This is a genomic window from Priestia sp. VA7, assembly GCF_055710015.1.
Map to the genome: position 1 here is coordinate 716,634 of NZ_JBVQPN010000001.1, position 10,632 is coordinate 727,265.

The following is a 10,632-nucleotide window of genomic DNA, read 5'->3' on the forward strand; positions in this document are numbered from 1 at the left end:
AGACCCTTGAAAAGTATACAAGAAGTTGAAGAACATAAAATTTGGCAGGAATGGAGAGAGACGAGAGACTCACATGCGGGAAACATGCTTGTTAAAAAGTATATGCCGCTCGTTAACTATCACGTTCAGCGGATTAGCGTGGGGCTGCCGAAAAATATTCATAAAGAAGAGCTTCGTAGTTTAGGGTTAATCGGTCTTTACGATGCTTTGGAAAAGTTTGATTACGGTAGAGACTTAAAGTTTGATACATATGCGTCTTTTCGAATTCGAGGGGCGATAATAGACGGGCTTCGTAAAGAAGACTGGTTATCAAGAAGCGCAAGGGAAAAGACGAAAAGGATTGAGCAAGCAACAGAAGCACTTGAACAAAGATACTTGCGCAGAGTTGCACCAAGTGAGGTTGCAAAAGAAGTAGGCATGACAGAAGCAGATGTCGTTCATACGATGAATGAAGGCTTTTTAGCTAACGTGTTGTCAATGGAAGAACAGCCGAAAGAGTATGAAGATGGAGAACAAAAATATATGATTAAAGATGAAAAAACGCTCTCTCCTGAAGAGGAGCTAATTAACGACGAACGATATCAAGAGCTTGCTGAAGTTATCGAGCAGCTAAATGAAAAAGAGCAGCTCGTTGTTTCATTATTCTATAAAGAAGAGTTGACTTTTACAGAAATCGCACAGCTGTTAGGGCTATCTACTTCACGTATTTCTCAAATTCATTCGAAAGCGCTGTTTAAAATGCGTACGAGTTTAAGTAAAATAATTTAGCAAAGAGGTAAAAGGATGGGGTTTTTACTCACAGTTAGTTTTTTAATTCATGGTCTATCACTGTTTTGCATTATTCTTTTATATATGCAAGTGACCAAAGTGAAAAGGATTGAACGCTTGCACCAGCAAAATATAAATAAAATGGAAGCTGCGATGGGTTCATATCTCGCTGAATTTCAAGAACAAAACGAACAGTTTTTAAGGCAGCTTCGAGAGCGTTCGACTTCGCTTTCTTCGGAAGTGGAAAAAAGCAGCGTAAAATCACCTTTGGTAGATGAAGAAGACGTGCCTGTTCAAAGGTTGGATCTAAAAAGTGAGCCGTCCCAGTCGCTGCATGAACTTCTTTCTATAGAAGAAAATCAGAAGCATATATGCACACCTTTTGATGAATTAACTACAGACCAAATTCAAGATTTGTCAGGTGAAGAGATAAAAGAATTTTCTGTTTATTTAAAGGGAAAAGGTTTAACAATTGAAGAAATTGCAAAACATTTACACAGAGGGAAAACTGAAATTGAATTATTATTGAAATTTCATCAATAAACTTAATGAAACGCTTGCTTGTGAAAAAGGAGTGTGCTATATTTGTTTTTGGTGTTATTACACACGCTTGTTGATTCGGTTGATGGTGCTACTTTTTGTAGTTTCGGCTGAAGATGAAATGAGCGGAGGAGACTTAAAACCATTAGGAGGAAAAACACATGTCAGTAATTTCAATGAAACAATTACTAGAAGCTGGTGTACATTTCGGTCACCAAACTCGCCGTTGGAACCCAAAGATGAAGAAATACATCTTCACTGAGCGTAACGGCATCTACATTATCGATCTTCAAAAAACAGTTAAGAAAGTAGAAGAAGCGTACAAATTCGTTAAAGAATTAGCTGCAGACGGCGGTACTGTTTTATTCGTAGGTACGAAAAAACAAGCTCAAGATTCTGTTAAAGAAGAAGCAGCTCGCGCTGGTATGTACTTTGTTAACCAACGTTGGTTAGGTGGTACATTAACTAACTTCTCAACTATCCAAAAACGTATCAAACGTTTAAAAGATATCGAAAAAATGCAAGAAGACGGTACTTTCGAAGTACTACCTAAGAAAGAAGTAGTTCAACTTAAAAAAGAGTTAGAGCGTCTTGAAAAATTCTTAGGCGGCATTAAAGATATGAAACAACTTCCAGATGCATTATTCATCATTGACCCTCGTAAAGAGCGTATTGCAGTAGCGGAAGCTAAAAAATTACACATTCCAATCGTTGGTATCGTAGACACTAACTGTGATCCAGACGAAATTGATTATGTAATCCCTGCAAACGATGATGCAATTCGTGCTGTTAAACTTTTAACTTCTAAAGTTGCTGATGCTATTCTAGAAGCTAAACAAGGTGAAGAAACAGCAGTTGAAACTGAAACAACTACTGCTTAATTCCGTGAAAGGTGATAAGAGGGAATAGCCTTTTATCACCTTTTTTTGAAAAGATTTAACCCATTTATATACATTAATTACATACCCAAACAAGGAGGCTACACATTATGGCAATTACTGCTCAAATGGTAAAAGAATTACGTGAAAAAACTGGCGCTGGTATGATGGATTGTAAAAAAGCGTTAACTGAAACTAACGGTGATATGGAGCAAGCAATCGATTTCTTACGTGAAAAAGGTATTGCAAAAGCTGCTAAAAAATCAGACCGTATTGCTGCTGAAGGTCTAACTTACATCGAAACTCAAGGTAACGAAGCTGTTATCTTAGAAGTTAACTCTGAAACTGATTTCGTTGCGAAAAACGAAGGTTTCCAAAAATTAACAAAAGAATTAGCTGCTCACATCTTAGCTAACAAACCAGCTGACGCTGCTGAAGCTGCTACTCAAAAAATGGAAAACGGTGCAACTGTTGAAGAACACATCAACTCTGCAATCGCTACAATCGGAGAAAAATTATCTCTACGTCGTTTTGCTGTAGCAACAAAAACTGATGCTGATGCATTCGGTGCTTATCTACATGCTGGCGGACGTATCGGTGTGTTAACAGTATTATCTGGTACAACTGAAGAAGCTGTTGCAAAAGACGTTGCTATGCACATCGCTGCAATCAACCCTAAATACATCTCTCGTGACCAAGTTTCTGCTGAAGAAACTGAGCGTGAGCGCGAAGTATTAACTCAACAAGCATTAAACGAAGGCAAACCAGAAAAAATCGTTGCAAAAATGGTTGAAGGTCGCCTTGGCAAATTTTTCGAAGATATTTGCTTACTAGATCAAACATTTGTTAAAAATCCTGATCAAAAAGTACGTCAGTTCGTTGAGAGCAAAGGCGCTACTGTTGAAAGCTTCGTTCGTTTTGAAGTAGGAGAAGGTATTGAGAAACGTCAAGACAACTTCGCTGAAGAAGTAATGAACCAAGTTAAAAAGTAAGGGTTTGACCGTATAGGGAACACTGTGTGTTCCCTTTTTTACAAAAGAGATCTCACCGTTAACGATGGAGGTAAGCATGAGTCAAGCAAAATATAATCGTATCGTATTAAAGTTAAGTGGAGAAGCATTAGCTGGTGAAGAGGGTTTTGGTATTAACCCATCCATCATCAAATCTGTTGCTGAACAAGTAAAAGCCGTTTATGAATTAGGTGTGGAAATTGCTGTAGTCGTTGGTGGTGGAAACATTTGGCGTGGTAAAATTGGCAGTGAAATGGGTATGGATCGTGCCGCTGCTGATTATATGGGAATGCTAGCAACAGTAATGAACTCTTTGGCTCTTCAAGATAGCTTAGAGAACATTGGTGTGCAAACACGAGTTCAGACTTCTATCGAGATGAGACAAGTAGCAGAGCCTTATATTAGAAGAAAAGCTGTTCGTCATCTCGAGAAAAAACGCGTTGTTATCTTCGCCGCGGGTACAGGAAACCCTTATTTCTCTACAGATACAACAGCAGCTTTGCGTGCAGCTGAAATTGAAGCTGACGTGATCTTAATGGCTAAAAACAACGTAGATGGCGTTTATAATGCGGATCCTAAGCTTGTACCTGATGCTGTAAAATACGAAACATTAACGTATATTGATGTTTTAAAAGATGGACTAGCTGTTATGGATTCTACAGCTTCTTCATTATGTATGGACAATGATATTCCGCTAATTGTTTTTTCAATTACGGAAGAAGGCAATATTAAACGTGCCGTTACAGGCGAAAACATTGGAACAATTGTAAAGGGGAAATAAACATGCCAAAACAAGTGTTGCAAAACGCAAAAGAAAGAATGGAAAAAGCAATTCAATCATTTAGCCGCGAACTAGCATCAATTCGTGCTGGACGTGCAAGCGCGTCACTTCTTGACCGCGTAACGGTAGAATACTACGGTGCACCAACACCAATTAACCAATTGGCGCAAGTAAGCGTGCCTGAAGCTCGTATGCTTGTTATTCAGCCTTATGACAAATCACAAATTGGTGAGGTTGAAAAAGCTATTTTAAAATCTGACTTAGGGTTAACACCTACAAGCGATGGAACTATTATCCGTTTATCGATTCCTGCTTTAACGGAAGAGCGTCGTCGTGAGTTAGTGAAAATGGTGAAAAAATATGCTGAAGAAGCAAAAGTTGCGGTTCGTAACGTACGCCGTGATGCAAACGATGATTTCAAAAAGTTAGAGAAAAAAGGTGAAATTACTGAAGACGATTTACGCGGCTACAGTGATGACATTCAAAAGCTAACAGATGATCATATTGTAAAAGTGGATAAAGTGGCGAAAGATAAAGAAGAAGAAATTATGGCAGTTTAAGTCATTTCAAGGTAAAATATATTGTAAAAGACCCTCTATTGTTTACAGGGGGTTTTTTTGTTAATAATGTGTAGTAAGAAAAAACTCACATAAGCCACACGTTTATGTGAGAGCGTACAACGGGGGACCTTTGCATGTTAAGAAAATTTCAAGCATGGAAGAAAAGTCAAGATTTAAATACACTGTCTTTGTCAGAACGAAAAGATCAAGTGAAACAGCACCCTGTTCCTGAACATATTGCAATTATTATGGATGGGAACGGTCGTTGGGCGCAAAAACGAGCTCTTCCTCGCATGATGGGCCATCATGAAGGAATGAAGGTAGTACGTCATGTGACCAGATCGGCCAATGAATTAGGTGTTAAAGTATTAACTTTATATGCATTTTCCACTGAAAATTGGAAGCGCCCCAAAATTGAAGTCGAGTTTTTAATGAAACTGCCAGAGGAATTTTTAACAACCTTTCTGCCTGAGCTAATTGAAAAAAATGTGCAAGTTCGTATTATGGGGGATAAAAGTGAGCTCCCTGCCCATACGATTCGAGCCGTGGATAATGCAATTGAAAAAACAAAGCATAACACAGGGCTGATTTTAAACTTCGCGCTCAATTACGGTAGCCGTCACGAAATCATGGGCGCTATTCAGTCATTGGTAGAAGATGTAGAACAGGGAAAAGTAGCTTCCTCTTCTATTTCAGAAAATTTATTTTCTTCCTATTTAATGAGCAAAAGCCTTCCAGATCCGGATTTGCTTATTCGTACAAGCGGTGAGCTTCGCTTAAGTAATTTTATGCTTTGGCAGCTAGCTTACACAGAGTTTTGGTTTACAGAAGTATTATGGCCAGATTTTAAAGAAAATCATTTAATCGAAGCAGTCGAGGCGTTTCAAAAGCGCGGTCGCCGCTTTGGTGGTGTATAAGAAGGTGTGGAAAACAAGATGAAACAGCGCATTATCACCGCGATTGTAGCACTTGCGGTATTTGTGCCGATTGTTTTAATTGGAGGGTTACCTTTTACCCTTATCATGTATGTAATCGGAACAGTTGGTGTAATTGAGCTTTTAAAAATGAAACATTTGAAAGCAATGTCTTTTCCAAGTATCATTAGTTTATTGCTAACCTGGGTGTTTTTACTACCAAATGGAAGAGATGTTGCATTTCAATTCTTAAGTGAACATAAGATAGAAGTAGCGCTTGCTGCTGTCCTTCTTTTATTAATGTACACGGTTGTAGTTAAAAATAAATTTACCTTCGATGACGTTGGGTTTATTTTATTAACGACAGTATATGTTGGCTTTGGCTTTCATTATTTTATCGAGGTTCGTCAAGAGTTCGGCTTAGCTTATTTGTTCTTTGCTTTTCTTATTATTTGGGCGACGGATTCCGGAGCTTATTTTATTGGACGAGCAATGGGAAAACGAAAGCTATGGCCGGAAATCAGTCCCAATAAAACAATTGAAGGTTTTGTCGGTGGCATCGTATGCGCTATTATAGTAGCCATTGTATTTAAGCTGTTAGCAAATATTGATCAAACTATGATCGAACTACTTGTAATTGGTATTATCGTATCGTTATTTGGACAGATGGGTGATCTTGTACAATCAGCGTTCAAACGTCACTATGGCGTAAAAGATTCAGGAAAGGTTTTACCAGGTCATGGTGGGATTTTAGACCGTTTTGACAGTTTAATGTTCATCATGCCAATTTTAGCTTTTTTATTATCTCTATAAAAAAGATGTCTTTGTTTTAATAGGAGTGAATATACTTGAAGAAAATTTCTCTGTTAGGAGCTACAGGTTCAATCGGTACTCAAACCGTTGATATTGTTCGAGCGCATCCGGAGCATTTTGAGCTCTCAGCAATCTCTGTAGGTCGAAATATTAATGAAGCAAGAAAGATTATTCAGCAGTGTAAGCCAGCCCTTGTTTCTGTGATGAAGAAAGAAGATTGTCTGTCACTGCAAGCAGAATTCCCTTCTATTCGATTTGTTTATGGGGAAGAAGGGCTTGTGGAAGTGGCGACTCATCCATCCACAGAAGTTTTAGTAAATGCTGTTCTTGGAAGTGTAGGGTTGACTCCTACGCTAGAAGCAATCAAAATGAGAAAAACGATTGCTATTGCAAATAAGGAGACACTTGTTACCGCTGGTCACCTTGTCATGGAAGCAGCCAAGGAATATGGCGCTGATATTTTACCGGTAGACAGTGAGCACTCAGCTATTTTTCAAAGTTTGCAAGGGCAAGATCAAAAAGCAATAGACCGTTTAATTTTAACGGCTTCTGGAGGAAGCTTTCGAGATAAAACGAGAGCAGAACTACAGGGAGTAACGGTTGAAGATGCATTAAATCATCCAAACTGGTCGATGGGAGCTAAAATTACAATTGATTCGGCAACGATGATGAATAAGGGGTTAGAAGTGATTGAAGCACATTGGCTTTTTGATCTTCCCTATGAGAAAATTGATGTATTGTTACATAAGGAAAGCATCATTCATTCTATGGTAGAGTATTCGGATACAAGCGTTATTGCTCAGCTTGGAACGCCTGATATGCGCGTGCCAATTCAATACGCGTTAACGTATCCAAAACGCATGTCTTTGCCTAACACCAAGCGTTTAAGTTTGGCGGATATTGGTCAGCTTCACTTCGCTAAAATGGATGAAGAGCGTTTTCGCTGTTTAGCTTTTGCATTTGAGGCTGGCAAAGCGGGTGGAACACTTCCGACTGTTTTAAACGCAGCTAATGAAGAAGCTGTTCAAGCCTTTTTAGATGGTCACATTACATTTTTACAAATTGAAGATGTGATTGAAAAAGCAATGAATGAACATACTGTAATACAGAAACCTTGTTTATCTACTATTAAAGAAGTAGATTTAGAAGCAAGAGAGTTTGTTAGATCCGCCATCTCTCGATAATGTGCGTGCGAGAGAAGCCACTCACTTATTTCTGGTGGGTGGAGATTTGACTCTATTACATGAAGGGGGTAATACCCATTGAACACAGTCATTGCGTTTGTCGTCATTTTTGGAGCTCTTGTATTCTTTCATGAGCTTGGTCATTTAGTTTTTGCAAAGCGTGCAGGCATCTTATGTCGTGAGTTTGCCATTGGGTTTGGTCCCAAAATCTTTTCGTTTAAACGAGATGAAACAGTTTATACCATTCGCTTGCTGCCTCTAGGTGGATTTGTTCGAATGGCTGGAGAAGACCCAGAAATGATCGAAGTAAAGCCTGGTCAAATGGTGGGCCTCATGTTTGATAAGGAAGGCAAAGTAAATAAAGTCATTATTAATAACAAGGAACAGCATCCAAATGCAAAAGTTATTGAGGTAGAGCAAGCAGACTTAGAGCATAATCTATTTATTTCAGGTTATGAAGAAGGTGAAGATGAACGTCTGCAAAAATTCGAGGTAGCAGAAGAATCTTACTTCGTTATAGACGGAGAAGAAATTCAAATTGCACCTTACAGCCGTCAGTTTGCTTCTAAAACTCTTGGTCAGCGTGCGCTAGCCATTTTCGCTGGTCCGCTAATGAACTTTATATTAGCCTTTGTTATTTTTATCGTTCTTGGGATTTCTCAAGGATATGTTGTTGACAAACCCGTGATGGGCAAATTAACATCAGATGGAGTAGCCGTTGATGCGGGACTCAAACAAGGAGATAAAGTTCAAGCAATTGATGGACAAAGTGTTTCAACGTGGGATGATGTCGTAAAAGTAATTCAAAAACATCCTGAACAGCAAATTACATTCACGGTTCAGCGCGGCGGCAAAACGCTAGATATTCCGATTACACCTGAAAGTCGCAAAGTTGGGGAACAGACAATTGGATTAATTGGCGTATATGCACCGGTTGAAAAGTCATTCATTGGTTCGATCACGCACGGAGCTACTGAGACATATACGTGGATGAAAGAAATCTTAACGGGTCTAGGGAAGCTTGTGACAGGACAGTTCAAACTGGATATGCTTTCTGGTCCTGTAGGTATTTACGCAGCAACCGATCAAGTAGCACAGTCAGGCATTTATTATCTAATGAAATGGGCAGCCGTTTTAAGTATTAACTTAGGGATTGTCAATTTGCTTCCACTTCCTGCTTTAGATGGAGGACGACTGTTGTTCTTCGCTGTAGAAGGAATTCGCGGTAAGCCAATTGATCGTCAAAAAGAAGGCGTTGTTCATTTTATCGGTTTTGCTTTATTAATGCTGCTGATGCTCGTTGTAACGTGGAACGATATTCAAAAGTTCTTTTTATAAGACATACGCTCAGCGAGGGATATTCCCTCGCTGATTATATGAAAATTGCGGCATGGTCCGCCTTAAAAAAATAAGATAGAGAAGTAAGCAAAGAGGTGCGAGGTTATGAGACAAAGTTCTACATTGATTCCTACATTAAGAGAAGTGCCAGCTGATGCGGATATAAAAAGCCATCAGCTTCTATTGCGCGCAGGTTATATGCGCCAAAATGCAAGCGGCGTGTACAGCTTTTTACCGCTTGGTAAGCGCGTATTGCAAAAAGTTGAACAAATTGTTCGTGAAGAGATGGACCGTGCAGGTTCTGTCGAATTATTAATGCCTGCTTTACAACAAGCTGAATTGTGGCAAGAGTCTGGCCGCTGGTATTCATACGGACCTGAGTTAATGCGTATGAAAGATCGTCACGGCCGTGAATTTGCTTTGGGAGCAACACACGAAGAAGTTATCACAAGCTTGCTTCGTGACGAAGTGAAGTCATACAAACGTTTACCGCTAAATTTATATCAAATTCAAACGAAGTTCCGCGATGAAAAACGTCCACGCTTTGGCTTATTACGCGGTCGTGAATTTATTATGAAAGATGCATATTCGTTTCATGCTTCTCAAGAAAGTTTAGATGAAGTATATGATAAAATGTTTGCTGCCTACAGCCGCATCTTTGAGCGCTGCGGATTAAATTTCCGTGCTGTTATCGCTGATTCAGGTGCAATGGGCGGAAAAGATACGCATGAATTTATGGTTCTTTCTGAAATCGGGGAAGATACAATCGCTTATTCAGATACATCTTCTTATGCAGCAAATGTTGAAATGGCACCGGTTGTAAATACGTATGAAAAATCAGGTGAAGCTGAAAAAGAATTAACAAAAGTGGAAACACCAAATCAGCATAGCATTGAAGACGTAGCTGCTTTCTTAAATGTTGAAGCGACTTCTTGTATCAAGTCCCTTTTATTTAAAGTAGATGATCGTTTTGTGCTTGTACTTGTTCGCGGGGATCACGAAGTAAACGATATTAAAGTGAAAAACTATTTTGAAGCTTCCGTTGTTGAACTGGCAACTCCAGAAGAAACAAAAGAAGTATTAAAATGCGCAGTTGGTTCAGTAGGACCGATTGGAGTAAGTGATTCAGTAGAAGTGGTAGCTGATCATGCGGTAAAAGCAATTGCTAACGGTGTATGCGGAGCAAATGAAGAAGGTTATCACTACACAAATGTGAATGAGCGTAACTTTAATGCAACTTACGAAGATTTCCGCTTCATCCAAGAAGGGGATCAGTCACCGGATGGACAAGGCGTTATTAAGTTTGCTAAAGGTATTGAAGTCGGACACGTCTTTAAGCTAGGAACACGCTACAGTGAAGCGATGGGAGCAACGTATCTAGATGAGAACGGACGCAGCCAGCCAATGATTATGGGCTGCTATGGTATCGGTGTTTCTCGTACAGTAGCTGCGATTGCAGAACAATTTAATGATGAAAACGGTCTTCTATGGCCAGAAGCTGTTACGCCTTATCAAGTGCACGTTATTCCAGTTAACGTGAAAAATGATGAACAGCGTGAACTAGGTGAGAAATTATATAATGAGTTATTAGATAATCGCTTTGAAGTGCTGTTAGACGACCGCCAAGAGCGTGCAGGAGTAAAATTTGCAGATTCAGATCTAATTGGTCTTCCTGTTCGAGTAACAGTTGGTAAACGTGCATCTGAAGGAATTGTAGAAGTAAAAGTACGCAAAACTGGGGAGTCATTAGAAGTGTCAGTTGACAATCTTGTTTCAACAGTGAAAGAACTGCTAGCGAAGTAATGAAGCAGCGGGGATTTGTATCCCTGCTGTTTTTATGTTTATA

General features: G+C 39.3%; 11 protein-coding genes. All 11 read left to right on the forward strand.

What is annotated here, in order from left to right; translation table 11 throughout:
• Positions 1-6 precede the first annotated feature (6 nt).
• The 11 genes from AC0C45_RS03785 (at position 7) to AC0C45_RS03835 (ending at position 10,589) form a co-directional block, all read left to right on the forward strand.
• Positions 7-768 carry a FliA/WhiG family RNA polymerase sigma factor gene (locus tag AC0C45_RS03785; RefSeq protein ID WP_257061304.1) on the forward strand — a complete coding sequence of 254 codons (762 nt, stop codon included), beginning with the start codon at positions 7-9 and terminating at the stop codon, positions 766-768.
• Between the two features lie 15 nt (positions 769-783).
• A complete protein-coding gene (locus AC0C45_RS03790; RefSeq protein ID WP_237892899.1) occupies positions 784-1,311 on the forward strand; it encodes a hypothetical protein in 528 nt (175 codons plus the stop codon).
• A gap of 158 nt (positions 1,312-1,469) precedes the next feature.
• Complete coding sequence (gene rpsB / locus AC0C45_RS03795) at positions 1,470-2,189, forward strand: 30S ribosomal protein S2 (RefSeq protein WP_013058850.1); 720 nt, start codon at positions 1,470-1,472, stop codon at positions 2,187-2,189.
• Between the two features lie 107 nt (positions 2,190-2,296).
• Complete coding sequence (gene tsf, locus AC0C45_RS03800; protein ID WP_013058849.1) at positions 2,297-3,178, forward strand: translation elongation factor Ts; 882 nt, start codon at positions 2,297-2,299, stop codon at positions 3,176-3,178.
• A 76-nt stretch (positions 3,179-3,254) separates the two neighbouring features.
• On the forward strand, positions 3,255-3,977 hold the full coding sequence (gene pyrH, locus AC0C45_RS03805) for a UMP kinase (RefSeq protein WP_013058848.1): 723 nt from the start codon (positions 3,255-3,257) through the stop codon (positions 3,975-3,977).
• Between the two features lie 2 nt (positions 3,978-3,979).
• Positions 3,980-4,537, forward strand: coding sequence for a ribosome recycling factor (gene frr / locus AC0C45_RS03810; protein WP_013058847.1), 558 nt, complete (start codon positions 3,980-3,982; stop codon positions 4,535-4,537).
• 134 nt (positions 4,538-4,671) lie between these two features.
• A complete protein-coding gene (locus AC0C45_RS03815; protein WP_013084770.1) occupies positions 4,672-5,454 on the forward strand; it encodes an isoprenyl transferase in 783 nt (260 codons plus the stop codon).
• 18 nt (positions 5,455-5,472) lie between these two features.
• Positions 5,473-6,264: a phosphatidate cytidylyltransferase gene (locus tag AC0C45_RS03820; protein WP_047930771.1), complete on the forward strand. Its 792-nt coding sequence runs from the start codon at positions 5,473-5,475 to the stop codon at positions 6,262-6,264.
• Positions 6,265-6,299: 35 nt separating this feature from the next.
• On the forward strand, positions 6,300-7,448 hold the full coding sequence (gene dxr / locus AC0C45_RS03825; RefSeq protein ID WP_013058844.1) for a 1-deoxy-D-xylulose-5-phosphate reductoisomerase: 1,149 nt from the start codon (positions 6,300-6,302) through the stop codon (positions 7,446-7,448).
• 78 nt (positions 7,449-7,526) lie between these two features.
• Positions 7,527-8,786, forward strand: a complete 1,260-nt coding sequence (rseP, locus tag AC0C45_RS03830; protein WP_171776659.1) for an RIP metalloprotease RseP — start codon at positions 7,527-7,529, stop codon at positions 8,784-8,786.
• 105 nt (positions 8,787-8,891) lie between these two features.
• Positions 8,892-10,589: a proline--tRNA ligase gene (locus AC0C45_RS03835; RefSeq protein WP_016765377.1), complete on the forward strand. Its 1,698-nt coding sequence runs from the start codon at positions 8,892-8,894 to the stop codon at positions 10,587-10,589.
• The last annotated feature ends 43 nt before the right edge of the window (positions 10,590-10,632 follow it).

Coding starts and splice junctions, on each gene's coding strand:
- AC0C45_RS03835 (WP_016765377.1), top strand. CDS start 8,892: ATGAGACAAAGTTCTACATTGATTCCTACATTAAGAGAAGTGCCAGCT.
- AC0C45_RS03790 (WP_237892899.1), top strand. CDS start 784: ATGGGGTTTTTACTCACAGTTAGTTTTTTAATTCATGGTCTATCACTG.
- tsf (WP_013058849.1), top strand. CDS start 2,297: ATGGCAATTACTGCTCAAATGGTAAAAGAATTACGTGAAAAAACTGGC.
- AC0C45_RS03820 (WP_047930771.1), top strand. CDS start 5,473: ATGAAACAGCGCATTATCACCGCGATTGTAGCACTTGCGGTATTTGTG.
- pyrH (WP_013058848.1), top strand. CDS start 3,255: ATGAGTCAAGCAAAATATAATCGTATCGTATTAAAGTTAAGTGGAGAA.
- rpsB (WP_013058850.1), top strand. CDS start 1,470: ATGTCAGTAATTTCAATGAAACAATTACTAGAAGCTGGTGTACATTTC.
- AC0C45_RS03815 (WP_013084770.1), top strand. CDS start 4,672: ATGTTAAGAAAATTTCAAGCATGGAAGAAAAGTCAAGATTTAAATACA.
- frr (WP_013058847.1), top strand. CDS start 3,980: ATGCCAAAACAAGTGTTGCAAAACGCAAAAGAAAGAATGGAAAAAGCA.